Here is a 24,361-nt window from a genome sequence, read left to right as displayed (position 1 = left end):
CCCTGGCCGGCCGCGCCGGGGTGCGGTGACCAGCGGCGCCGGGCGCACGACCGGCCGCGCCAGGACTCAATGAGCCGCCAGGACCCGGCGGGTCTCCGTCAGGATGGTGCGCACACGGGACGACTGGACGCCGTCCAGGGAGTCCACCACCCGGCGGGCCTCCGCCGCCGCCTCGTCCGGGCGGCCCGCCTGGGCCAGGTCGCTCGCCAGCTGGGCGCGGTAGAGCGCGAGGTTCCGGGCGAAGTGCGGGTTCTGGAGGACCGTCGCCCGGTGGGCGTGGCGGACCGCGCGGTTCCAGTCGCCCAGCGTCGACCAGCACTGGGCCTCCAGGGCCTCCATCTCCGGCTCCCCGAAGAAGGACATCCACTCCGGGTCGCTGTCGCTCTGCCCCCGCGCGAAGTGGGTGTGCGCGCGGCCCAGCGCCTGCTCGCAGGCGGCGCGGTCGGCGAGCCCCGCCCAGGCGCCCGCCTCCCGCAGACAGAGCAGCGACAGAAGCCGGTCCGAGGAGAGCGGCTGCGCCGCCCGCAGACCGGCCTGGGCCGCCCGGACCGCCTCCCGGTACCGCCCCGCGTCCCTGGCAAGGAACGACGTGTTGCAGAAGGCGTGCGCCTCCAGGGCCGGATCGCCGGCCACGCGCGCGGTGGCGAGTGCCTCCGCGTAGTGCGAGCGGGCGTCTTCGAGGCGGCCGGAGTCATGGGCCAGCCAGCCGACGGAGAGGGCCAGCTCGCCCGCGCCCGCGTGCAGCCGGTCCTCGGTGGAGCGCCGGGCCGCCGTGCCCGCGTCGAGCAGGGCGTACGCCGCCCGCAGGGGCTGAGCGGCGGATTTGTACAGCCCCTCGGCGCCGTGCCGGTCGTCGAGCAGCCGGATCTGCCGTACGGCTTCCTCGACCGCCCGGACCTCGGTCTCGCCGATCCGGTGGGCTCCCCGAGGGGAAGGGATCGCCGCGGCGGTGCCGCCGAATCCCAGTGAAACGGCCGCCATGGTGACGGTGCCGCTCGTCATGAATGCGCGACGCAGCACGTCGCTCTCCTCATCGTTCCGGGTCGTGACGGCGGGTGGGGGCGGTGCCCCGGCCGAGGCGGCGTGCCGTCGGCCGCGTACCGCCTCCCGCGCCGAGAAGCCCAGGTCCGCCAGGCCGAGACCGGGGAACATGTGCAGGAACACCCGCTCGTACGCGTAGTTGGGACAGCGGATCTCCCCCGCCTCCACACGTCCGATGTAGCGGGCGTCGCAGGCGACCTGCTCGCCGATCTCCCGCGCCGCCCGGCGGACCGCCGCGGCGAACTCCGCCGGCGAGTGCTGTCCGCGGAGCCTGCGGAAGGCGAGATTGGGAACTGCCCGTGACATCGCCATGGCCGAGCCCTCTCCTGGTGCTGCCGGTGTTCCGGCGGGGCAAGAACGTACCTGCTGTGACCGCACGCATACGCAGAGTTTGGCTACAAATCGGATATCTCACGCGTGATCTGCCATGAACTGCCATCCTTTGCGGCGGCGTGCCGCCGTAGCCGTTGACGCGTACGGGCGTTGAACCATGCGGAGAGACGGAACGTGTCTTCTCAGGAGCAAGGAGGGGTCCCCTTGTTGGAGATCGGATCGCAGTCGACCGCACGCCACGTACCCACCCCGGACGCGAGCGCCCCGCACGCCACCCCCTGCGACCTGGTGACCGTCCCGGTCCGGCAGGGCCTGGAAGCCGTGGACATCCTGCGCCGCGGCGGAGCCCCCGTCGTCGGCCCGGTGCTGCACGACGGGGCCTGCGACACCCTCGGCTTCCTCGTCCCGCCCGGCACGGCGGAGGGCTGGGACATGCCGGGCAGCGCCTGTACGCAGACCTCGGGACGGGGCCTGCGCCTCCCCGTACTGCCGGAGCTCCCCGAGCCGGCCGGGGACACGCCCCGCCCCGCCGGCTGGCTGCTGCCCCCCGGGGACACCGGCCAGGTCACCGACCCCGCGGTGCTGCGCGAGGCCCTCGGCCAGGCCGCCCGCCTGATCGAGGCGGCCGACGGCTGCCGCTGAGCGGGCGGGACATCGCCGCGAACGCCGATAATGGGGCTCGTGGCCAGGAACAGAACACGTGAGAAGGCGGCAGCGGCCGCCGCCGTCGTCGAGGCCGTCGACGGCGGACTCGCGGAGCTCATACCCGACCGGGAGCGGTCCCGCGGCTGGACGCTGCTGATCGACGGCGCCCCGCAGTCGCACGTGGACCTCGACGACCCGGCCCATCTCTCCTTCGAGTACCAGCGACGCCTCGGCCACATCGCCGACCTCGCCGCCCCGCCGAACCGGCCCCTCCAGGCCGTCCACCTCGGCGGCGGAGCCTTCACCCTCGCCCGCTACATCGCCGCCACCCGGCCCCGCTCCACGCAGCAGATCGTGGAACTCGACGGGCCGCTGGTCCAGCTCGTCCGCCGCGAACTGCCCCTCGACACGTCCGCCCGCATCCGGGTCCGGTCCATCGACGCGCGGGCGGGCCTCGCCAAGGTCCAGGACGGCTGGGCGGACCTGATCATCGCCGATGTGTTCAGCGGGGCGCGGACCCCGGCGCATCTGACCAGCACCGAGTTCCTCGGCGAGGTCCGCCGGGCGCTGAGGCCCGGCGGGTTCTATGCCGCCAACCTGGCCGACGGCCCGCCGCTGACCCATCTGCGCGGCCAGATCGCCACCGCCGCCGCCGTCTTCCCCGAGCTCGCGCTCACGGCCGACCCGACCGTGCTGCGCGGCCGCCGCTTCGGCAACGCCGTGCTGCTCGCCTCCGACCGCGAGCTGCCCGTCGCCGAACTGACCCGCCGGGTGGCGACGGACCCGCACGCCGGCCGGGTGGAGCACGGCCGGGCGCTCGCCGACTTCACCGGCGGAGCGGCCCCGGTCACCGACGCCAGCGCCAAGCCCTCGCCCGTACCGCCGGCGTCGGTCTTCCGCTAAGGGCGTCTCGCCGGGCTCGCCGGGCTCGCCGAGTTCGCCGGGCTCGCGGGCCGGGCGGGACTTTCGCGGTACGCCCCCCCTGGAGCCCTGGCGTACCTACCGGTCCTCGATCTCCACCCGGGGCGCGGTGTCGTGCCAGACGCAGAAGACGGACAGTTCGCGGCCGTCCCTGGTGAACGTGACCCGGATCCAGGTCGGCTGCTTCCAGACCTGCATCTGCCAGCCCGAGGACGGCGTCGCCGAGACCAGCTCCGCCGAGGTCGCGCCGAGGTCGAAGACCACCCGGCCGCCGTCGACGGCGTAACTCTTGACGGTGCCGCCGTCCTCGGGCGGCTTGGTGGCGGCCGGCCTGCGCGAGGGCGTGGGGGACGGCGAGGAGGTGGTGGGGGAGTCGCTCGGTGCGGGCTCGGTCGACGGGGCGGTCGACGGGGCCTTCGGCCGCTGGGTGGACGAGGACTGCGGATCGCCGCCTGCGGCCGGTCCGTCGGTGGTGCCGGCCGGAATGGGCAGGGCGCGCGGCGGGTCGTACACCGTGCCGGCCAGCACCGTGTGCACACCCCACCACGAGAGCGTGACCGCCGCGCCCGTGGCGAGCGACCACGCCATGGCGTGAACGAGTCCTCTCCGCATCCGGGCCATACTGCACCACCGTCCGCGGAGGCGTCCCCCAGGGTCCGGGTTCCCCCACATGGCGTACGGTGCGGGCCATGGCAAGTGTGCTCGTGGTCGAGGACGACCAGTTCGTGCGCTCGGCCCTCATCCGGCATCTGACCGACGCCTCCCACACCGTACGGAGCGTCGGCACGGCCCTGGAGGCGCTGCGCGAGGTCGCCCATCTCCGTTTCGACGTGGTCATCCTGGACCTCGGACTGCCCGATCTGGACGGGTCCGAGGCGCTGAAGATGCTGCGCGGCATCACCGACGTACCGGTGATCATCGCGACCGCGCGGGACGACGAGACGGAGATCGTCCGGCTCCTCAACGACGGCGCGGACGACTACCTCACCAAGCCCTTCTCCGTGGAGCACCTGTCGGCGCGGATGGCCGCCGTGCTGCGGCGCTCACGCACCGCGGCCGGGGAGGCGCCGCCCTCGCGGGTGATCCAGGTCGGCGGTCTGTCGATCGACCCCCTGCGGCGCCAGGCCGAGCTCGACGGGACCCAGCTCGACCTGACCCGCCGGGAGTTCGACCTGCTGGCCTTCCTCGCCGGGCGGCCCGGGGTCGTCGTGCCGCGCAAGGAGCTGCTCGCCGAGGTCTGGCAGCAGTCCTACGGGGACGATCAGACCATCGACGTCCATCTGTCCTGGCTCCGCCGCAAGTTGGGCGAGACGGCCGCCCGCCCCCGTTACCTGCACACCCTGCGAGGGGTGGGCGTGAAGCTGGAACCGCCGCGCGAGCACCAGGAGTTCCAGCCGTGAGATGGGCTCTGGTCAAGGTGGCGCTGGCCGTCACCGCCATGGTCGTCGTCGCCTTCGCCGTACCGCTCGGCCTCGTCGTCAAGGAGATGGCGCGCGACCGCGCCTTCTCCAACGCCGAGCGGCGCGCCGCCGGGCTAGCACCCGTGCTCGCGATCACCACCGACCGGGAGGAACTCGACCGGGCGGTGGCCACCACCGAGGACGGCGCCGCCGGGCGGATGGCCGTCCATGTCCCGGCCGACGCCTCGACCGCCTCCTCGGCCGACGAGCCCGGCAGGAAGGCGCTGGAGATCGGCACCCGACGGGCCGACGAGAAGGACCTGCGGACCACCCGGGAGCTGGGGCGGGCCACCATCGCCGAGGTGGAGGGCGGCTCCGTGCTGCTCCAGCCCACCGCGCTCGGCTCCGGACAGGTCGCCGTCGTCGAACTCTTCGTCCCCGAGGGCGAGGTCACCAACGGCGTCGCGACCGCCTGGCTCGTGCTGGCCGGCGTGGGTATCGCACTGATCATCGGCTCCGTCGCCGTCGCCGACCGGCTCGGCGTCCGTATGGTCCAGCCCGCCCAGCGGCTCGCGGGCGCCGCCCACGACCTCGGCGAGGGCCGGCTGGGCGCGCGCGTTCCCGAGGAGGGGCCGCCGGAGCTCAAGTCGGCGGCGATCGCCTTCAACTCGATGGCCGACCAGGTCGTCCAGCTCCTCGCCAACGAACGGGAACTGGCCGCGGACCTCTCCCACCGGCTGCGCACCCCGCTGACCGTGCTCCGGCTCAACGCGGCCTCGCTCGGCTCCGGTCCGGCCGCCGAGCAGACCCGGGCCGCCGTCGCGCAGCTGGAGCGCGAGGTCGACACCATCATCCGCACGGCCAGGGACGCCAAGCCGCAGACGCAGGCGACCGGCCCCGGCGCGGGCTGCGACGCCTCCGAGGTCGTACGGGAGCGCATGGACTTCTGGTCCGCGCTCGCCGAGGACGAGGGGCGCAAGGTACGCGTGGCGGGCATCGAACGCCCGGTACGCATCCCGGTCGCCCGTCCCGAACTCGTCGCCGCGCTCGACGCCCTGCTCGGCAACGTCTTCCGCCACACCCCCGAGGGGACGGCCTTCTCCGTGGACGTCCACAACGGCGACGACGCCGTCATCGTCCTCGTCTCCGACGCCGGTCCCGGTATCGCCGACCCGGCCGCCGCGCTGGCCCGCGGCAACAGCGGCCACCGCGACGGCTCCACCGGCCTGGGCCTCGACATCGTGCGCCGGATGGCCGAGTCCACCGGCGGAGACGTGCGCATCGGGCACTCGGTGCTCGGCGGCACGGAGGTCCGCGTCTGGATCGGCCTGGACGGCCGCCGCTCCGGCGGAGCGGGTCTCCGCCACGGCCGGCGGGGGCGCCGCAAGCGCCCCGGTCAGGGCGCCCGGCGGGCCGCGGAGCTCTGAACCTTTCCCGGACCCGATGCCTTCCTTAAGCGGAGCCTAAGGATCCTCAACCGGCGCTCCCCGTAGGCATTTGTCCGGTTCCCGCTCGCTAGCGTGCTGCCGCACCCCTTCCCCACCCCCGGCACACAGAGGCAGGCACGCGATGGGACCCAGTTCGCACCGGCGCAGGACGAGCGCCAGGACCAAGGCCATCGGCGTGGTCGTCGCCGCGGCGGTGACCGGGGGCGTGGCGTTCGCGCTCACGGGCACCGCCCAGGCGGCGGCCGTCGGCGCCGCGTACACCAGGACCAGCTCCTGGGACGGTGGCTACACCGGTCAGTACGTCGTCACCAACGAGACCTCCAGCGTCCAGTCGGGGGGCTGGACGCTGGAGTTCGACCTGCCCGCCGGGACGACCATCGGGTCCTTGTGGAACGGCGAGCACACCGTCTCCGGCCGGCACGTCACCGTGAAGCCCGCGAGCTGGAACAAGGAGCTCGCTCCCGGCCAGTCGGTCACCGTGGGCTTCGTGACCTCGGCGTCCGGCACGGCGGGCGACCCCGCCAACTGCCTGATCAACAAGGCGAGCTGCTCTGTCGGGGGCGCGACCCCGACGCCGAGCGGCCGTCCCACCGGGCAGCCGACCGCCACGGCCACGCCGTCGGCCACTCCGTCGACCTCGGCGACGCCCACCTCGAAGCCCACCGCGACCGCCACCGCCTCCCCGAAGCCCACGGCGACCGTCACCGGCGCCCCGGGCGCCTCCGCGAAGTACGCGCCCTACGTCGACACCTCCCTCTACCCGACGTACGACCTGCTCGCGACCGCCGACGCCACCGGTGTGAAGGAGTTCAACCTCGCCTTCATCACCTCCGGCGGCTCCTGCGCCCCCCTGTGGGGCGGGGTCACGGACCTCGCCGACGACAAGGTGGCCGCCCAGATCGGCGCACTGCGCGCCAAGGGCGGCGACGTCCGGGTCTCCTTCGGCGGCGCCGCCGGTCACGAACTGGCCCTGAACTGCTCGACCTCCGCCGACCTCGCCGCCGCGTACGGCAAGGTCGTCGATCAGTACAAGCTGACCAAGGTCGACTTCGACATCGAGGGCGCGGCCCTGCCGGACACCGCCGCCAACACCCGCCGCTCGCAGGCCATCGCCCAGCTCCAGAAGTCCCACCCCGGCCTGGACGTCTCCTTCACCCTGCCGGTCATGCCCGAGGGCCTGACCCAGCCGGGCGTGGACCTCCTCGCCGACGCGAAGAGGAACGGCGTCCGCGTCGACGCCGTCAACATCATGGCGATGGACTACGGACCGGCCTACAGCGGCGACATGGGGCAGTACGCGATCCAGGCGGCGACCGCGACCCAGGCCCAGATCAAGGGCGTGCTCGGCCTGTCAGACGCGGCTGCCTGGAAGGCCGTCGCGGTCACCCCGATGATCGGCGTCAACGACGTCACGACCGAGATCTTCCGGGTCGACGACGCCACCCAGCTGGTGGACTTCGCCAGGTCCAAGGGCATCGGCTGGCTCTCGATGTGGTCCTCGACCCGCGACAAGCAATGCGCGGCGGGCGCGGTGAACCACGCGGACGCCACCTGCTCCTCGATCCTCCAGCAGCCGCTGGCCTTCACGAAGGCGTTCTCCGCCTACCGCTAGGACATGACCGCCGTCGCGTCGGGGAGCCTCCGCGCCGGCGTAGTGAAGAAGTTCTCGACACGCCTCGCGCTCTGCGGAGTGGGCACTGTCGCCGCCGGCCTGGAGCCGTTCAGCCCTCCACCTCGCCGAGGAACTCGTCGATCAGCTTCCCCCACACCGCCGGGTTCTCCGCGAACGGCGCGTGGCCGGTGGACAGTTCGGTGAGGCGGGCGCCGGGGATGCCGGCGGCGACCGCGCGGTGCAGGGCGGGGGGCACCAGGCGGTCCTCGGTCGTCGATATGACCAGGGTGGGTACGGTCACCGCCGCCAGGTCGTCCCGGACGTCCGCCCGTGCCACCAGGTCCGCGTGTTCCGGTGTGCCCGGGGGGACCGACTCGGCCGTCATGAGGACGATCTCCTCCACGGCCTGCGGTGTCAGCGGGCCGAGCATGGCGGGGGTGAGGACCAGCGGCACCAGGAGGCGGGCCACCCGTTCACGCTGCCCGTCGGCCGCGAGGTCCCGCCAGAGCAGGGACGTCTGACGGAGCGCGTGGTCCGCGGCGGCGAAGGGCGCGGTCAGTATGAGGGCGGTCACCCGGTCCGGGTGCCGGACCGCGGCGCGGATCGCGACCGTCGTCCCCAGGGAGTAGCCGGAGACCGCGAAGCGGACCACCCCGGCGGCGTCGGCGGCGGCCACCAGTCCGTCCGCCAGCGCGTCCAGTTCGAGCGGCGAAGTCGCCCGCGGTGCCTGGCCCGTGCCCGGCAGATCGAAACCGACGACCTGGCGGCCACCGGAGGCCAGTGTCTCCCTGATCGGGCCGTAGTTGGCCTCGATGGTCCCGCCGGACCCGTGGGCGAGCAAAAGAGCGCGCGCGGAAGTCGTCATCGGAAGGTCCCCCCAGATCTGTAGTGAGCGTTACGGAAATACCGTACAGCAGATTTCATAGCGCTCGCTACAGAAATGGGCCACAGAAATGGGTGAGTTTTCACGCGTCGGCTCGGCCGGCCGGAGCAGCGGGTGGGGGCGCACCCACGCCCGACCGGCCGGATTCGCCCGTCCTACGGGGTCGTGATCAGCGGCCGCGGCGCGGTCCGCATGCCCCCGCCGATGTGGAAGCTCGGGTGCGGGGGCTGGTTGTAGGCGGTGTTCTGCCAGGCGAGCCCCGTGCGGTACATGGGGTCGTGCAGCAGGGTCGTGATCCGCGTCCCCGTCTCGTACGGCGTCGAGTAGATCCGCAGCGCGGTGTTGTCGCTCGTCCGCCACACCACCTCCTCGCGCCAGTCGCCGAGGATGTCGCCCGAGAGCGCGGGCGTGGCCTTCGTGCCGTTGTTGGAGGCCACGCCCGCTCCGGTGAGCAGCCGGGTCTCACCGGCCGTGCCGTACTTGTCGACGCGGGTGCCGTCGAGGAGTTCGCGCGAGGTGTCGCCGTCCCACCAGCTCAGGAAGTTCGCGGACGAGGGTTCGCGGCCCTTGGCTGCCCCGGCCTCGTCCCGTATCGAGGTGTCGGACGAGGACCACACCTCCGCGCCGTCGTTGCCGGCGTGGATGTCCCCGGCGACCCCACGTCCGTTGTCGCAGCAGGCTCCGAGCTGCCAGCGGACGGTGCCGTTCGCGGGGTCGATGTAGAGCTCGGCGGGCTGCGAGGCGGACTCGGACACCTTGAAGTACTCGAGCCCCGCCCTGCCCGGGTCGAGGTCCCCGAGGTGCTGGGCGTCGCCGTGTCCGGTCCGGGTGGTCCACAGGCCACTGCCGTTGTCGTCGACGGCCATCGACCCGTACACGATCTCGTCCCTGCCGTCGCCGTCCACGTCACCGACGGACAGACTGTGCGAGCCCTGCCCGTCGTATCCCTTACCGGCGTTGGTGGAGCTCGACGAGTCGAAGGTCCAGCGGCGGGTGAACTGCCCGCCGCGCCAGTCCCAGGCGGCGATCACGGACCGCGTGTAGTACCCCCGCGCCATGATCAGCGAGGGCCGGGCCCCGTCCAGGTAGGCCGTGCCGGCGAGGAATCGGTCGACCCGGTTGCCGTAGCCGTCGCCCCACGAGGAGACCGTGCCGCGCGCCGGGACGTAGCCGGTGGTGCCCAGCGCGGCCCCGGTGCGCCCGTCGAACATGGTCAGGTACTCGGGCCCGGCCAGCACGTATCCGCCGCTGTTGCGGTGGTCGGCGGAGGCGCTGCCGATGACCGTGCCGCGCCCGTCGACGGTCCCGTCGGCGGTCTTCATCGCGACCTCGGACCGGCCGTCGCCGTCGTAGTCGTACACCTGGAACTGCGTGTAGTGCGCTCCCGAGCGGATGTTGCGGCCGAGGTCGATCCGCCACAGCCGCGTCCCGTCGAGCCGGATGCCGTCGACGATCGTGTTGCCGGTGTATCCGGACTGCGAGTTGTCCTTGGCGTTGGTCGGCTGCCACTTCAGTACGAAGTCCAGGGCGCCGTCCCCGTCGAGGTCACCGACGGACGCGTCGTTGGCCTCGTACGTGTACGCCACCCCGTCGGGTGTCGTACCGCCGGCCGGGGCGCTGATCGGCACGTCCTTGTATCCCGCGCGGAACTGGACGGCGTGCGCCGAGTCGGCCTGCTCGACCCCGCCGACGACGGCGCGGACGGTGTAGTCGGCATGGCTGGGCGCGCCGGCGTGGAAGTAGTTGGTGGACGCGGTCACGGGCGTGGCGTTCACCTTCGTACCGGCCCGGTACACGTTGAAGGCGACGCCGTCCGGGTCGGTGCCCAGCCAGCGCCAGCTCACCAGGTTGCCGGTCCCGGTGTGGACGCTGACCACGCCCCGGTCGAGCCGTTCCACCTGTCGGGCGGTGGCGGCGGACGCGCTCCCGGCGCCGGTGGTGAGCCCGGCGAGGGCGACGACCCCGGCGCACAGGGCGGCGAGCAGGGCGCGGGGCCGGTGGGGGCGGGGATGCGGGCGGGGGTGCGGGTACTGCACGGTTCCTCCTGGGGGGAGAGAGCGTTGCGTACCTCACAGTGGCCGCCGGGCCGGGTTCGGTTGCCCGGGAACGAAAGAGGCCCCGGTTCTCGCGAACCGGGGCCTCGATCTTCAGGGTGAGTAACGGGACTCGAACCCGCGACATCCTGGACCACAACCAGGTGCTCTACCAGCTGAGCTATACCCACCACGACCGGCGGTTTTCCCGAAGGTTTCCCCGACCGGCCGAGAAGAAGTCTACAGGGTCCGAGCGGGTGCTCGCGCCCGCATTGCGTCGGGCGCGAGCCGGAGGTGTTCCGAGCCGGAGGTGTTCCGAGCGGAAGGTCATTCCGACGGGGACGTCATTCCGAACGGAAGGTCATTCCGAGCGGGACGTCACTCCGCCGGCAGCACGTGCCGCGCGGCGATCTGCTTCGCGGTGTCCGAGTCCGGTCCGGGCTGCGGGACGAAGATCGCCTCGCGGTAGTAGCGCAGCTCGGCGATGGATTCGCGGATGTCGGCGAGCGCCCGGTGGTTGCCGCTCTTCTCCGGACTGTTGAAGTACGCCCTCGGGTACCAGCGGCGGGCCAGCTCCTTGACCGAGGAGACATCGACGATCCGGTAGTGCAGGTGGTTCTCCAGAGCCGGCATGTCACGGGCGAGGAAACCGCGGTCGGTGGAGACCGAGTTCCCGCACAGCGGGGCCTTGCGGGGCTCCTTGACATGTTCGCGCACGTACGCGAGTACCTGGGCTTCGGCGTCGGCGAGGGTCGTCCCCCCGGCCAGCGCGTCGAGGAGGCCCGAGGCCGTGTGCATCTGGCGCACGATCTCCGGCATGGTCTCCAGGGACGCGTCCGGCGGGCGGATCACGATGTCCACCCCTTCGCCGAGCACGTTCAGTTCCGAGTCGGTGACCAGTGCGGCCACCTCGATGAGTGCGTCGTCCGTCAGCGAGAGCCCGGTCATCTCGCAGTCGATCCACACCATGCGATCGTTCATGCGCCCTACCTTAGGGGGTGCCCGGCGGACTGGGCCCGGGGCGCGAGACGCCGACGGGCGCCGCGGGAGGTCTCCCACGGCGCCCGTCGGTTCCAGCTGCGCGACTTGTGGCGCGCGGTCCGGTCCGCGGTCCGCCTGCGTCCAGTCTGCGGTCCGGTCTGCCCCTAGGGGGCGCTGCGCTGGCCCGGCAGGGCCGGGCGGCCGGTGGCGTACAGGTCGGACGGCGGCTTACCCGGCTCCAGCGGTCCGCCGGGGCGCCGGGGGACCGAGACCTGCGAGGGCACGACCGGGTCGAGCACCGACGTCGCCGTCTCGGCCTGCGGCCGCCGCGCCCGGTAGGCCGCCCGGTAGGCGGCCGGCGAGGAGCCGAGCTGCCTGCGGAAGTGGCCGCGCAGCGCCACGGGGGAGCGGAAGCCGCAGCGGCCCGCGACCTCGTCGACGGAGTAGTCCGAGGTCTCGAGCAGCCGCTGGGCCTGCAGCACCCGCTGGGTGATCAGCCACTGGAGCGGGGCGGACCCCGTCAGCGAGCGGAACCGGCGGTCGAACGTACGCCGTGACATGTACGCACGGGCGGCGAGCGTCTCCACGTCGAACTGCTCGTGAAGGTGCTCCAGCGCCCAGGCGACGACCTCCGCGAGCGGGTCGGCGCCGATCTCCTCCGGTAAAGACCTGTCGAGATAGCGCTCCTGACCGCCGGTGCGCCGCGGCGGGACGACCAGGCGGCGCGCCAGGGCGCCCGCGGCCTCCGCGCCGTGGTCGGTCCGCACGATGTGCAGACACAGATCGATGCCGGCCGCGGTGCCGGCCGACGTCAGCACGTCCCCGTCGTCGACGAAGAGCTCCCGCGGGTCCACGTGGACCGACGGATAGCGCTTGGCGAGCGTCGGCGCGTACATCCAGTGCGTCGTCGCCGGCCGGCCGTCCAGCAGTCCGGCGGCGGCCAGGACGAACGCCCCGGTGCACAGCCCGACGATCCTGGCCCCTTCTTCGTGTGCCCGGCGCAGCGCGTCGAGTGCCTCCGGCGGTGGCGGCGAGGTGATCGACCGCCAGGCCGGTACGACGACGGTGCCGGCCCGGCTGATCGCGTCCAGGCCGTACGGCGCGGTCAGTTCGAGGCCCCCTGTGGTCCGCAGCGGGCCGTCCTCGCCGGCGCACACGAGCAGCCGATAGCGGGGCACTCCGGCGTCCTGCCGGTCGATTCCGAACACGGAGAGCGGGATGGAGCTCTCGAAGATGGGGCCGCCGCTGAACAGCAGCACCGCGACGACTTCGCGACGGCGGCGCCCGGAAAGCTTCCGTGCGGCCTCCGGTGCGGCGGAGTCCTGGCTCATGACGCTAAGCCCCCCTCGGTGTTCGCGTCTCCCTGGTCCTGTCGCTCCTGCACGTTTCCCCTCGGTTTTGCACGAGACCCCAGTCTTCGATACCCATGATCGAATCTACTGTGTTCCGTGGCGCCGGCGTGACAAGTTCTCCATCCGGCACATTGTCGACAAGGCAACTTGGCGCGAAGCATTCGATCAGGAAGCGTTCCACTCGCGGGCCGCGCAGGGAAGTGCGCCGTGCGCGCATGGCCCGTCCCCGTAGGGTGCGAGCGCCCGCGCAGGGGCTTTCATGCCTGGTGGCACCGGGGTTGAGGGGGTGTTCCGCCAAGGACTCGCCGGTGAGTGGAAGTTGGCTTAAAACATACGGGTGTGGGTGTGCGAACCTGTCAGCTCTACGGGGGGGTTCGTCAGCTCCGTCGGCCGTTCCGCCCGCCCGGCGAGCGCCGTGACCGGGGCCGCGCGGCCTCGGCGCGCAGACCGCGCTCCGCGCGGCGCAGCAGCACCCGGCACACCGCCGTCACCGCCGCGAGCCCGACCGCCGTCCCGGCCGCCCCGCCGAGCGAGGTGCCGTAGACCACGAGGACGACCGGAACGAGGACACAGCAGAAGACCGCCCAGCGGACGACGTCACCCGCCGACTCCGCCGCCGCGCTCGCCGCGCCCGCCTCGCCGGCCGCGCTCGCCGCGCCCGTCGTGGCTCCGCTCCTTCGCGACGGCTCCTGACGGCGACGCCGGCCGGGTGAGGCGGAGGGGGCCGGTCCGGAGGAGGGCGAGGGGGAGGGGACGACGGTGGTGGGGGTGGCGGTGGAGGTGGCGGCGGCCGATGGTGCGGGCACGGGCGGGCTCCCTGCGACGGTGACTGGACCTGTGGGCAACGAGGAGCGGAACGTTCCGGTCACTGCGAGGGGCGCCCGTTCGGCCCCCGTACCGACACCTGTAGGGCACAACCGGCATTGCCATATCGGGACGGGCTCGTGCATGCTCCCTGGGGCGCCGCGCGATCGCCTCGTGCGGTCATGACGGCTCTGGGCAGGAGAGGAGTGTCGCCGTACCCTTGGGGGTATGGGGTTGGGAAGATGATTCCCGGACACAGCTCCACCGCCGACCGTTGTTCCGTACGACGTTCTTCCTCGTTCCCTCTCCACCAGGATCCCCTTCGCCGAGACACCGATGGCCGGTCACGAATCCTCCGAACCCGCTGACCGCAAGCGCGTCGCCGACTCCACGGTCGACCCCCTTGCGGTGGAACAGCCACGCCACTCCTGCGACCCCGCCTTCCGGCACGGAGTGGTCGTCGGCTTCGACGGCTCGACCTCCAGTGAGCGGGCCCTCGCGTACGCCATCGGCATGGCCCGCCGCTCCGGCTCCGGCCTGATCATCGTGCACGTCGCCAACCGGCTGCCGACCACCGTCTGGGCGGGCTGCGAGCCGCCGGTTTTCGTCGACGTGCCGGACCACCGCACCGAGGTGCTCGGTCTGGAGCTCGCCTGCGCCGACTACCTCGCCGAGGTCCCCTGGATCCTCGTCGAGCGCGGCGGCGACATCTGTCACGAGCTGGAGGAGGTCGGCCGGGAGTATTCGGCCGACGCGATCGTGGTCGGCTCCACCCACGGCATCGTCGGCCGGATCTTCGGCTCGGTGGCCGGACGCCTCGCGAAGCGCGCGCAGCGTCCCGTGATCGTCATTCCCTGAGCGCCGGGCAGGCGCTCCGGTTCTCCGACGCTTCGTCAACTCCCTTGGCCTGAGGATAAATTCTGCCTCCGGCAGGTGATTTGTGCGCTTGTGAAGGGTACTTAAAGATTCACCGGAACAAGCAGCTCACGCAGCACAACTGCGCACTTGAAGGGAGCCCGCCGTGGACAAAGACGTCGCCGCGGGAAACACCACTTCCACTCTCGGCCACCTCGCGCTCGGACTGACCCTGCTGGCCTTCGGCATCGGCAGCACCGGCGTGATCGACAACGTCGCGGCCTCCGACGCCGCGGCCCTCGCCACCTGGGTCGGTGGCGTCGCGCTCTTCCTCGTCGGTCTGCTCGCCCTGCACGCCGGCGACGGCGGTACGGGCACGGCCCATGCGGCGCTCGGCGCCTTCTGGTTCACCTGGGGGACCGGGGCGGGCGGCGGCACGTCGGCCGAGGCGGCAGGTCTCTTCCTGCTGCTGTGGGCTCTGCTCGCGCTCACGCTGACCATGGCGGCCGCGGGCAGCGGGTTGTTCGGACAGGGTGTGTACGGGCTGCTGTTCGTCGCGCTGCTGCTGCTCGGCATCGGCGCCCTCGCCGACAACGGCGGGCTGGCCAAGGCGGGCGGCTGGGTCGCGGCGGTCGCGGGCCTCGCGGCCTGGTACGGCGCGACGGCGGCGGTCGCCCACTGGCCGATGTCGCTGAGGAGCGGGGCGGGCAGGGGAGCCCCGGCCGCCGGCTGAGGCAGGGGCGAGTGCACCGAAGGGGAGCACGGTCGACCGCCGACGCGCGCGGCAGGTGACCCGGAGGTGAGCCGAGCCCCGGGAGAAGAAGCAGCGGTCCCTGTGCACGGGTGATGTGCACAGGGACCGCTGTGTGTCCGGCCGGGGGCGGGGACAGGCCGCTTCCCGGCCGTGGTCGAGTCGTCGGGGGGACAGGCCCCGAGGGCTGCTACTCGACCGTGACGGACTTGGCCAGGTTGCGCGGCTTGTCGATGTCGCGGCCCATGGCGAGCGCCGTGTGGTACGCGAGGAGCTGGAGCGGGATGCCCATCAGGATCGGGTCCAGCTCGTCCTCGTTCTTCGGCACGACGATGGTGTGGTCGGCCTTCGCCTGCGGCTGGTGCGCGACGGCGAGGATGCGGCCGCTGCGGGCCTTGATCTCCTCCAGGGCGGCGCGGTTCTTCTCCAGCAGGTCGTCGTCGGGGACGATCGCGACCGTCGGCAGGGCCGGCTCGATCAGCGCGAGCGGGCCGTGCTTCAGCTCGGAGGCCGGGTACGCCTCGGCGTGGATGTAGGAGATCTCCTTGAGCTTCAGGGAGGCCTCCAGGGCGACGGGGTAGCCCCGCACGCGGCCGATGAACATCATCGACTGGGCGCCCGCGTACTCCGCGGCGATCTTCTTGATCTCGTCCTCGGTCTCGAGGATCTCGCTGATCTGCGCGGGCAGCTTGCGCAGGCCCTCGATGATCCGCTTGCCGTCGGTCACCGACAGGTCGCGGATGCGGCCGAGATGCAGGGCGAGCAGCGCGAACGCGGTGACCGTGTTGGTGAAGCACTTGGTGGAGACGACGCAGACCTCGGGGCCGGCGTGCACGTACACGCCGCCGTCGGCCTCGCGGGCGATCGCCGAGCCGACGACGTTGACCACGCCGAGGACGCGGGCGCCCTTGCGCTTGAGCTCCTGGACGGCGGCCAGCACGTCGTAGGTCTCACCCGACTGGGAGACGGCGATGTAGAGGGTGTCGGGGTCCACGACCGGGTTGCGGTAGCGGAACTCCGAGGCCGGCTCGGCGTCGGCGGGGATGCGGGCCATGGACTCGATGAGCCCGGCGCCGATGAGGCCGGCGTGGTACGAGGTGCCGCAGCCGAGGATCTTGATCCGGCGGATGGTGCGGGCCTCGCGGGCGTCCAGGTTCAGGCCGCCGAGGTGCACGGTGGAGAAGCGGTCGTCGATCCGGCCGCGCAGCACGCGGTCGACCGCGTCGGGCTGCTCGGAGATCTCCTTGTGCATGTACGTGTCGTGGCCGCCCATGTCGTAGGAGGCGGCCTCCCACTCCACGGTCTCCGGGGTGGCCGTCGTGGAGGCGCCCGAGGTCGTGTACGTACGGAAGTCGTCGGCCTTGAGGGTGGCCATCTCGCCGTCGTCGAGGGTCACGACCTGGCGGGTGTGGGCGATCAGGGCGGCGACGTCGGAGGCGACGAACATCTCCTTCTCGCCGATGCCGAGGACGACCGGGGAGCCGTTGCGGGCCACCACGATGCGGTCGCTGAAGTCGGCGTGCATGACGGCGATCCCGTAGGTGCCGTCGATGACCTTGAGCGCCTCGCGGACCTTCTCCTCCAGGGTGGTGGCCTGGGAGCGGGCGATGAGGTGCGTGATGACCTCGGTGTCGGTCTCGGAGGCGAAGACGACTCCGTCGGCCTCCAGCTTGGCGCGGAGCTCCTGGGCGTTGTCGACGATGCCGTTGTGGACGACCGCGACCTTGTTCTCGGGGTCGAGGTGCGGGTGCGAGTTGATGTCGCTCGGGGCGCCGTGGGTGGCCCAGCGGGTGTGCGCGATGCCGGTGGTGCCGGTGAAGCGCTTGGGGACACGAGCCTCCAGGTCGCGGACCCGGCCCTTGGCCTTGACCATCTTCAGGCCGGCGGCCTTCGGGCTGGTGATCACGATGCCGGCGGAGTCGTACCCCCGGTACTCCAGCCGCTGCAGACCTTCCAGCAGCAGCGGGGCCACGTCACGCTTTCCGATGTAACCGACGATTCCGCACATAAAGGTGTAACCCCTCCAAGGTAGTGGGCGTGCTCAGCCGTAGACGATGCGGCGCAGCTGCCGGAGCGAAAGCTCCGGGGGCGCCACGGCGCGGTGCGGCAGTTCGGCCGCGATGCGTTCGAAGATCTCGGCGTTCACCGCGCCGCCGGACTGCAGCTCGCGGTGGCGGCGGCGGACGAAGTCCTCGGTCGACTCGTCGAAGTACGCCAGCACGTCGAGGATCACCCGGGCGGCCTCACCGCGCTGGAGCGCGGTGCTGCGCACCAGGTGGTCGATGAGGTCGTCATGCGACGGGCGGCGTTCGAGCACCCGTGAATACTGAGGGGTACCCGGGTGACTTCGCAAGAATCCTGCCCGAAATCGGGCAGAGCCCTCCATGATCACGGTATTGCGGAGCGAAATTGGTCTACACCTTGACCATGCAAGTGGTCCACGGTACGGATGGTGACTGTTCGGATACGCATATCCACAGCCGTGAAGTCCGTCGAAAGGGACCAAGTCTGTGAGACAGCGCAGAACGCTTCCCCGTGTGCTCGGCACCCTCCTCTTCCTGGCGGCGGCCGGCATCTCATGTGTCGGAGCCGCCCACGTGCCCGTTCCCGCCGCCGAAACCGCGCTCCGCCCGCTCGGCCACATCGTGCCCGCCCCCGCGTCCGTCGCGCCCGGCGGAGCGCCGTACACGATCACCGCCGCCACGCCCATCCGCGTCGACGAGGACTCCCGCGAGTCCCGCGCCGTCGCCGACTACCTCGCCGGGATCCTGCGCCCCTCCACCGGCCACCCGCTGCCCGTCCTCGACGAGCGCGCGGCCCGCGGCGGCATCCGGCTCCGCCTCTCCGGGGAGAAGGCCCTCGGCGACGAGGGGTACCGGCTCCAGTCCGGCCCCCTCGGCATCACCCTGACGGCCCATCGGCCCACCGGACTCTTCCGCGGCGTGCAGACGCTGCGCCAGCAGCTCCCGGCGGCCGTCGAGAAGAAGACCGTCCAGCCCGGGCCCTGGCAGGTCGCCGGCGGCACCATCACCGACACCCCGCGCTACGCCTACCGCGGGGCGATGCTCGACGTCTCCCGGCACTTCTTCACCGTCGACCAGGTCAAGCGCTTCATCGACCAGCTCGCGCTCTACAAGATCAACAAGCTGCATCTGCACCTCTCCGACGACCAGGGCTGGCGCATCGCGATCGACTCCTGGCCCCGGCTCGCCACCTACGGCGGCTCCACCCAGGTCGGCGGCGGGCCCGGCGGCCACTACACCAAGGACGACTACAAGGAGATCGTCCGCTACGCCGCCTCCCGCCACCAGGAGGTCGTCCCCGAGATCGACCTGCCCGGACACACCAACGCGGCCCTCGCCTCGTACGCCGAGCTGAACTGCGACGGCGTGGCCCCGCCGCTCTACACCGGCACCAACGTCGGCTTCAGCTCCCTGTGCGTCCCGAAGGAGATCACGTACGACTTCGTGGACGACGTCATCCGCGAGGTCGCCGCGCTGACCCCCGGAAAGTACCTCCACATCGGCGGAGACGAGGCGCACTCCACCCCGCACGTGGAGTACGTCGCCTTCATGAAGCGGGTCCAGCCGATCGTCGCGAAGTACGGCAAGACCGTCATCGGCTGGCACCAGCTGACCGGTGCGACCCCGGCGAAGGGCGCCCTCGCGCAGTACTGGGGACTCGACCGCACGAACCCCGCGGAGAAGGAGCAGGTCGCCGCGGCGGCGCGGAACGGCACCGGGCTGATCCTCTCGCCCGCGGACCGGGTCTACCTCGACATGAAGTACACGAAGGACACCAAGCTCGGCCTGGCCTGGGCGGGCTACGTCGAGGTGCAGCGCTCCTACGACTGGAACCCGGCCGCCTACCTGCCCGGCGCGCCGGAGTCGGCCGTACGCGGCGTCGAGGCGCCGCTGTGGACGGAGACCATCTCCACCGACGCCCACATCGACCAGATGACCTTCCCGCGCCTGCCGGGCGTGGCCGAACTCGGCTGGTCCCCGGCGGCCACGCACGACTGGGAGCGGTACAAGGCGCGGCTCGCGGAGCAGGGGCCGCGGTTCGAGGCGCTCGGCATCGACTACTACCGCTCGCCGCAGGTCCCGTGGCCCGCGGCTGAGTAGAACGAAGCGCGGGCCCGGCGGAGGACCGTACTCCGCCGGACCCGCGCCGGTCTCAGGGGCGTCTCCTAGCGCGCGAAGCGCGCGATCGGGTTCACCAGGTCGCCGACGAGCTGGAGCGCCGCCGACGGGTCCGCCAGGTCCACCATCTGCTTGTTGTTGCGCAGCTGGAGGCGGTTGAGCGCGGAGAGCGCGAAGGTCTCCGCGAACATGTCGTACCGCTCGAACTTCTCGGCGAGCTCCGGCTTCGACTCCTGGTAGTCGCGCACGCACTCCGCGACCGCCCGCCAGAAGTCGTCCTCGTCGAGCACGCCCTCCGCCGCCAGCGTCGCCGCGAGGAAGCGGAAGAAGCAGTCGAAGACGTCCGTGAAGATCGACAGCAGCTTCATGTCCTCGGGGACCTCGGCCCGGACCCGCTCCACGGCCGGCGGCAGGACCGCGGCCGGGTCCATCACGCAGATCTCCTCGGCGATGTCCTTGAAGATCGCCCGGCCGACCGCCCCCCGCTCGTCGAGGACCAGGATCACGTTCTCGCCGTGCGGCATGTAGACCAGGTCGTACGCGTAGAAGCTGTGCAGCAGCGGCAGCAGGTACGCGTCCAGGTAGCCGCGCAGCCACTCCGTCGGCGCCAGGCCCGAGTTCTTGACCAGCGCGCCGGCGAACGACGCGCCCGCGTGGTCGACATGGAGCAGCGAGGCCATCGTCGCCAGCCGCTCGCCCTGGGCGAGGGACGGGACCGGCGACTCGCGCCAGAGCGCGGCGAGCATCTTGCGGTAGGGGGAGTAGCGGTCGGTGGCCGCCTCGTACTCCAAGTGCCGGTAGCCGACCGCCGCCCGCTCGCGGATGATCGAGAAGCGTGCCGCCGCGAAGACGGAGTCGGACTCGATCAGCCGGGCCAGCCAGTCGTTGATCGCCGGCGTGGCCTCCATGTACGCGGCCGAGAGGCCCCGCATGAAGCCCATGTTGAGGACCGACAGCGCCGTCTTGACGTAGTGCTTGGACGGGTCGGAGGCGTTGAAGAAGGTACGGATCGACTGCTGGGCCAGGTAGGCGTCGTCACCCTCGCCCAGATAGACCAGGCGCTCCTGGGCGACCTCGGCGGCGAAGGTGACCGACAGCTTGTTCCACCACTGCCAGGGGTGGGCCGGCATCAGCAGGTAGTCGGCCAGGTCCAGGCCCCGCTCGGCGAGGGTCGCCGCGAAGCCGTCGACCGCGCGGTCGCCCAGCTCGGCGCGGATGAACGTCTCGTACTCGATGCCCGCACCGGCCGTGAAGGTCGTGCGGTCCCGGCGCGCGGCCAGCCAGATCAGGTGGATCTCGCTCGCGGCCTCGGGGGCGTACGCGCGGTACTCGTCCACGCCGAAGCCGAGCCGGCCGTTGTTGGCGACGAAGCACGGGTGGCCCTCGGTCATCCCGGTCTCGATCGCCTGGAAGTCCGCGCGCGCCAGCTCGGCGGAGCTGACCTGAGGCTTGGTCGACTTGTAGGCCGTGCCGGCCAGGGTGGAGGAGATCTCCTCCAGGTAGACCGGCAGGATCTCGTCGCTCAGGCCGAGCGCGCCGCGCAGCTCGGTGATGAACCGCAGGGCGTCCAGCGGGAGCCGCTCCTCGCCCCGGTGGCAGCTGATCGACTCGGGGTGGACCTGCCAGTGGTCCAGCGCGAAGCGGTCGGCGGTGAAGCGGTACTCGGTCGCGCCGTCGTCGCTGAGGACCCGGTAACGGCTCTCTCCCAGCTCCTGCGGGTTGAGCAGCCGCTCGTGGGCGAACTCGGCGAGACCCTTGCGGATCAGCGCGCGGTTGGCGTCGGCCCAGCGGGCCGGGGTCAGGTGCGCCACGGGGTTCATACGGTGGCTCCCACGGCGGTCTCGAACTGTGCGCGGGTGCAGAAGCTCAGCAGGGCCTTCTTCTCCGGCTTCTGGATCTCGCGCTCGGGCACGAAGCCGACGGCCGCGTTGAGGGCGTGGACGGCGGTGTTGCGGACGTCCGGCTCGACGACGACCCGCTCGGTCGCCGGGTCGGCGAACAGCTCGTGCATCACGGCGGTGATGACCTGGCGGGTGAAACCGTGCACGGGGGTGTCGGTGGGCGCGACGAGGAAGTGCATGCCGACGTCGCCGGGGAGCGGGTCGTAGAGACCGACCAGCTCCAGCTGGGTGGGGTCGTAGCGCTCCATGAGGATCGCGGGCACCTCGTCCACGAGGCCGATGAACGCCTGGTGGTGCGGGTTGGCGGCGAACGCCATGTACTCGCGCTCGACGTCCTCCAGTTTCGCGTCCTGCATCATCCAGAAGGCGGCCTTGGGGTGCGTGACCCAGGGGTGGATGAGTTCGGCGTCCGCGAGCGGATCGAGGGGGCGGAAGCGGATGCTCATACGGCGAACTCCTGGAAAGCGATGGTCTTCTCGACGGCGTAGTACTCGGAGCCCAGCATCTGGCCGATGATGTACGCGTTGCGGTACGCGCCCATGCCCAGGTCGGGCGAGGTGATGGAGTGCGTGTGCACGCCGGCGTTCTGCAGGAAGACGCCGCGGCCCGTCGTGTCGATCGAGTAGTTGCGGGCCACGTCGAAGCGGCCCTGTCCGTCCCACCTGAGGCGGTCCCTGACCGGCTCGAGGAAGGCGGGGACGGCGTACCGGTAGCCGGTGGCGAGGATCAGGCCCTCGGTCTCCAGCGTGAAGTCCTTCTGCTGCTCCTCCTGGTGGAAGCCGAGCGTGTACGAGCCGCTCGTGTCGTCGTACGCGGCGGAGAGCAGCGCGGAGTTGGTGAGCAGCCGGGTGGAGACCGGGCCGGCCAGGTTCTTCTGGTAGAGCAGGTCGAAGATGGCGTCGATCAGCTCACCGTCGATGCCCTTGAAGAGGCCCTTCTGCTGGGTCTCCAGGCGGTAGCGGGTCTGCTCGGGCAGCGCGTGGAAGTAGTCCACGTACTCCGGCGAGGTCATCTCCAGCGTGAGCTTGGTGTACTCCAGCGGGAAGAAGCGGGGGGAGCGCGTCACCCAGTTGAGCTGGTAGCCGTGGACGTCGACCTCGGACAGGAGGTCGTAGTAGATCTCCGCCGCGCTCTGGCCGCTGCCGACCAGGGTGATCGACTTCTTCTTCTGCAGCGCCTCTTTGTTCTGGAGGTAGCGCGAGTTGTGGATCAGGTCGCCGCCGAGGTCCTGGCAGGACTCGGGGACGTACGGCGGGGTGCCGGTGCCGAGCACGATCCGGCGGGCGCGGAACGTTTCTCCACCCTCGGTCGCCACCACGTACACCTCCGCGGCCTCGTCGTACGAGACGGAGGCGACGGTCGTGGAGAAGCGGATGCTGCTCAGCTTGGCGGCGGCCCAGCGGCAGTAGTCGTCGTACTCGGTCCGCAGCGGATAGAAGTTCTCGCGGATGTAGAACGAGTAGAGCCGGCCCTTTTCCTTCAGGTAGTTGAGGAAGGAGTACGGGGAGGTCGGGTCGGCCATCGTGACCAGGTCCGACATGAACGGGGTCTGGAGGTGCGCGCCCTCCAGGAACATTCCGGAGTGCCACTCGAAGTCCGGCTTGGACTCCAGGAAGAGACCGTTCAGCTGGTCGATGGGCTCGGTCAGGCAGGCGAGGCCGAGGTTGAACGGACCGAGCCCGATGCCGATGAAGTCGTACGTGTCGGTCGTATCAGGCGTGGACAAGGGTCTCTCCCAGGTACTGCTCGGCGTGGCCGGCTATCAGATCGAGGACGGCGGTGATGTCCGCCGTGGTGGTCTCGGGGTTGAGCAGGGTGAACTTCAGGTACTGGCGGCCGTCGACCTTGGTGCCGGCGACGACGGCCTCGCCGGAGGCGAAGAGCGCCTTGCGGGCGTAGAGGTTGGCCCGGTCGATCTCGGCGGGGGAGGTGACGGCCTGGGGGATGTAGCGGTAGACGAGGGTCGACAGCTGCGGCTCGACGACCACGTCGTAGCGGGGGTCGGCGGCGAGCAGCTCGAAGCCGGCCGCGGCCAGGTCGCAGACCTCGTCGAAGAGCTGTCCGACACCGTCGGCGCCCATCACGCGCAGGGTCATCCACAGCTTGAGCGCGTCGAAGCGGCGCGTGGTCTGCAGGGACTTGTCCACCTGGTTGGGAATCTGCTCCGCCACCGTGCGACGCGGGTTGAGGTAGTCCGCGTGGTACGTCGCGTGGCGCAGGGTGGCGCCGTCGCGGACCAGGACGGCGGAGGAACTCACCGGCTGGAAGAAGGACTTGTGGTAGTCGACGGTGACGGAGTCGGCTCGCTCGATGCCGTCCAGGAGGTGGCGGCGGGTGAGCGAGGCGAGGAGTCCGCAGCCGTAGGCGGCGTCGACGTGCATCCAGGCGCCGTACTCGGCGGCGAGGGCGGCGATCTCGGGCAGCGGGTCGATCGAACCGAAGTCGGTGGTGCCGGCGGTGGCGACGATCGCCATCGGGGTCAGGCCCTCGGCGCGGCAGGCCTCCAGCTCGGCGGCGAGGACGACGGACTGCATGCGCTTGGTCCGGTCGACCGGGATGGAGATGACGGCGTCGGCGCCGAGGCCGAGGAGGGTGGCCGACTTCTGGACGCTGAAGTGGCTGCACTCGGAGGAGAAGATGCGGAGTTTCGCCAGGTCCTTCGTCTTGGCCTCCTCGCGGGCGAGGAGCAGGGCCTGCAGGTTGGACTGCGTACCTCCGCTGGTGAAGACGCCGTCGGCGGCGGGGCCGAGGCCGATGCGGCCGGTGGTCCAGTCGATGAGCTTGCGCTCGATGAGGGTGCCGCCCGCGCTCTGGTCCCAGGTGTCGAGGGAGGAGTTGACCGCCGAGAGGACGGCCTCGCCGACGACCGCCGGGATCACGACCGGGCAGTTGAGGTGGCCCAGGTAGCGGGGGTGGTGGAAGTAGACGGCGTCACGCAGGTAGACGCTCTCCAGCTCGTCGAGTGCCGCGGCGGAGTCGCCGAGCGGCTTGTCGAGGTCGACGGCGTCGACGGTGGGCGCCAGCGCGGCCGGGGTGACACCGGTGAACGGACGTCGCGTCGCGGCGAGTTTGTCCGCCACCCGCTCGACTGCTTCGGTGACGGAGCGCCGGTAGCTCTCCGCCGTGGCGTCGTTGAGCAGGTGCGAGCGCATGTGGGGGGTCCTCCCGGGAACGGGGCTCGATCGGTTTGACTTAGGTTAGCCTAACCTAAGTTTCACACGCAACGACCCCCCGTCCACGAGGGGACGGAGGGTCGTCG

Annotated in this window: 21 protein-coding genes and 1 tRNA gene; 8 read left to right on the top strand and 14 right to left on the bottom strand. The window is 71.5% G+C overall.

The features are described 5' to 3' along the window. Window positions 1-66 precede the first annotated feature (66 nt). Window positions 67-1,353, bottom strand: coding sequence for a tetratricopeptide repeat protein (locus ACZ4VW_RS15295; RefSeq protein ID WP_467962329.1), 1,287 nt, complete (start codon window positions 1,351-1,353; stop codon window positions 67-69). Between the two features lie 225 nt (window positions 1,354-1,578). On the opposite strand from ACZ4VW_RS15295, the gene ACZ4VW_RS15290 reads away from it, so the two are divergent. Both ACZ4VW_RS15290 and ACZ4VW_RS15285 read left to right on the top strand, forming a co-directional pair. Continuing rightward, entirely contained in the window at window positions 1,579-2,016 is a 438-nt protein-coding gene (locus tag ACZ4VW_RS15290; protein WP_467962327.1) for a hypothetical protein, read from the top strand. 30 nt (window positions 2,017-2,046) lie between these two features. Next, window positions 2,047-2,922, top strand: a complete 876-nt coding sequence (locus ACZ4VW_RS15285; RefSeq protein WP_467962325.1) for a spermidine synthase — start codon at window positions 2,047-2,049, stop codon at window positions 2,920-2,922. Between the two features lie 96 nt (window positions 2,923-3,018). On the opposite strand, the gene ACZ4VW_RS15280 is transcribed toward ACZ4VW_RS15285, so the two are convergent. After that, entirely contained in the window at window positions 3,019-3,561 is a 543-nt protein-coding gene (locus ACZ4VW_RS15280) for a hypothetical protein (protein ID WP_467962324.1), read from the bottom strand. 68 nt (window positions 3,562-3,629) lie between these two features. Between ACZ4VW_RS15280 and ACZ4VW_RS15275 the strand changes: the two genes are divergently transcribed. From ACZ4VW_RS15275 to ACZ4VW_RS15265, 3 genes are all read left to right on the top strand, one after another. Further along, the gene (locus tag ACZ4VW_RS15275) at window positions 3,630-4,340 is read left to right on the top strand and encodes a response regulator transcription factor (RefSeq protein WP_467962322.1); all 711 of its coding nucleotides are present in this window, start codon (window positions 3,630-3,632) and stop codon (window positions 4,338-4,340) included. Further along, window positions 4,337-5,767 (top strand): sensor histidine kinase, encoded by a 1,431-nt coding sequence (locus tag ACZ4VW_RS15270; RefSeq protein ID WP_467962320.1) that lies wholly within the window; start codon window positions 4,337-4,339, stop codon window positions 5,765-5,767. The genes ACZ4VW_RS15275 and ACZ4VW_RS15270 overlap by 4 nt, the downstream gene beginning before the upstream one ends. A 142-nt stretch (window positions 5,768-5,909) precedes the next feature. Further along, window positions 5,910-7,400, top strand: a complete 1,491-nt coding sequence (locus ACZ4VW_RS15265; protein ID WP_467962318.1) for a glycoside hydrolase family 18 protein — start codon at window positions 5,910-5,912, stop codon at window positions 7,398-7,400. Between the two features lie 109 nt (window positions 7,401-7,509). Here ACZ4VW_RS15265 and ACZ4VW_RS15260 read toward each other — a convergent pair whose 3' ends face one another. The 6 genes from ACZ4VW_RS15260 to ACZ4VW_RS15235 form a co-directional block, all read right to left on the bottom strand. After that, window positions 7,510-8,265 carry an alpha/beta fold hydrolase gene (locus tag ACZ4VW_RS15260; RefSeq protein WP_467962315.1) on the bottom strand — a complete coding sequence of 252 codons (756 nt, stop codon included), beginning with the start codon at window positions 8,263-8,265 and terminating at the stop codon, window positions 7,510-7,512. A gap of 173 nt (window positions 8,266-8,438) precedes the next feature. Beyond that, complete coding sequence (locus ACZ4VW_RS15255; protein ID WP_467962313.1) at window positions 8,439-10,319, bottom strand: rhamnogalacturonan lyase; 1,881 nt, start codon at window positions 10,317-10,319, stop codon at window positions 8,439-8,441. 115 nt (window positions 10,320-10,434) lie between these two features. After that, window positions 10,435-10,507, bottom strand: a tRNA-His gene (locus tag ACZ4VW_RS15250). 187 nt (window positions 10,508-10,694) lie between these two features. Next, a complete protein-coding gene (gene orn / locus ACZ4VW_RS15245; RefSeq protein WP_467962311.1) occupies window positions 10,695-11,297 on the bottom strand; it encodes an oligoribonuclease in 603 nt (200 codons plus the stop codon). 164 nt (window positions 11,298-11,461) lie between these two features. Then, window positions 11,462-12,628 (bottom strand): helix-turn-helix domain-containing protein, encoded by a 1,167-nt coding sequence (locus tag ACZ4VW_RS15240; RefSeq protein WP_467962309.1) that lies wholly within the window; start codon window positions 12,626-12,628, stop codon window positions 11,462-11,464. A 398-nt stretch (window positions 12,629-13,026) separates the two neighbouring features. Continuing rightward, window positions 13,027-13,455 (bottom strand): hypothetical protein, encoded by a 429-nt coding sequence (locus ACZ4VW_RS15235; protein WP_467962307.1) that lies wholly within the window; start codon window positions 13,453-13,455, stop codon window positions 13,027-13,029. A 334-nt stretch (window positions 13,456-13,789) separates the two neighbouring features. Between ACZ4VW_RS15235 and ACZ4VW_RS15230 the strand changes: the two genes are divergently transcribed. Then, window positions 13,790-14,311: a universal stress protein gene (locus ACZ4VW_RS15230; protein WP_467962305.1), complete on the top strand. Its 522-nt coding sequence runs from the start codon at window positions 13,790-13,792 to the stop codon at window positions 14,309-14,311. Between the two features lie 163 nt (window positions 14,312-14,474). Beyond that, a complete protein-coding gene (locus ACZ4VW_RS15225; protein WP_467962303.1) occupies window positions 14,475-15,041 on the top strand; it encodes a GPR1/FUN34/YaaH family transporter in 567 nt (188 codons plus the stop codon). Window positions 15,042-15,249: 208 nt separating this feature from the next. Here ACZ4VW_RS15225 and glmS read toward each other — a convergent pair whose 3' ends face one another. Both glmS and ACZ4VW_RS15215 read right to left on the bottom strand, forming a co-directional pair. Further along, entirely contained in the window at window positions 15,250-17,067 is a 1,818-nt protein-coding gene (gene glmS, locus ACZ4VW_RS15220) for a glutamine--fructose-6-phosphate transaminase (isomerizing) (RefSeq protein ID WP_467962301.1), read from the bottom strand. Between the two features lie 33 nt (window positions 17,068-17,100). Further along, entirely contained in the window at window positions 17,101-17,376 is a 276-nt protein-coding gene (locus ACZ4VW_RS15215; RefSeq protein ID WP_128979109.1) for a hypothetical protein, read from the bottom strand. 193 nt (window positions 17,377-17,569) lie between these two features. Between ACZ4VW_RS15215 and ACZ4VW_RS15210 the strand changes: the two genes are divergently transcribed. Continuing rightward, window positions 17,570-19,183: a beta-N-acetylhexosaminidase gene (locus ACZ4VW_RS15210; RefSeq protein ID WP_467962298.1), complete on the top strand. Its 1,614-nt coding sequence runs from the start codon at window positions 17,570-17,572 to the stop codon at window positions 19,181-19,183. 65 nt (window positions 19,184-19,248) lie between these two features. Here ACZ4VW_RS15210 and ACZ4VW_RS15205 read toward each other — a convergent pair whose 3' ends face one another. The 4 genes from ACZ4VW_RS15205 to ACZ4VW_RS15190 are packed head-to-tail and all read right to left on the bottom strand — an operon-like array spanning window position 19,249 to window position 24,254. Continuing rightward, a complete protein-coding gene (locus ACZ4VW_RS15205; protein ID WP_467962296.1) occupies window positions 19,249-21,021 on the bottom strand; it encodes an IucA/IucC family protein in 1,773 nt (590 codons plus the stop codon). Continuing rightward, on the bottom strand, window positions 21,018-21,548 hold the full coding sequence (locus ACZ4VW_RS15200) for a GNAT family N-acetyltransferase (protein ID WP_467962294.1): 531 nt from the start codon (window positions 21,546-21,548) through the stop codon (window positions 21,018-21,020). The genes ACZ4VW_RS15205 and ACZ4VW_RS15200 overlap by 4 nt, the downstream gene beginning before the upstream one ends. Beyond that, complete coding sequence (locus tag ACZ4VW_RS15195) at window positions 21,545-22,828, bottom strand: lysine N(6)-hydroxylase/L-ornithine N(5)-oxygenase family protein (RefSeq protein ID WP_467962292.1); 1,284 nt, start codon at window positions 22,826-22,828, stop codon at window positions 21,545-21,547. The genes ACZ4VW_RS15200 and ACZ4VW_RS15195 overlap by 4 nt, the downstream gene beginning before the upstream one ends. Continuing rightward, window positions 22,815-24,254, bottom strand: a complete 1,440-nt coding sequence (locus tag ACZ4VW_RS15190) for a pyridoxal phosphate-dependent decarboxylase family protein (RefSeq protein ID WP_467962290.1) — start codon at window positions 24,252-24,254, stop codon at window positions 22,815-22,817. Before ACZ4VW_RS15190 ends, ACZ4VW_RS15195 begins: the two co-directional genes overlap by 14 nt. Window positions 24,255-24,361 lie beyond the last annotated feature (107 nt).

It is taken from the genome of Streptomyces sp. NPDC029139 (assembly GCF_055564335.1).
This window is presented reverse-complemented; position numbering and strand designations above follow the sequence as displayed.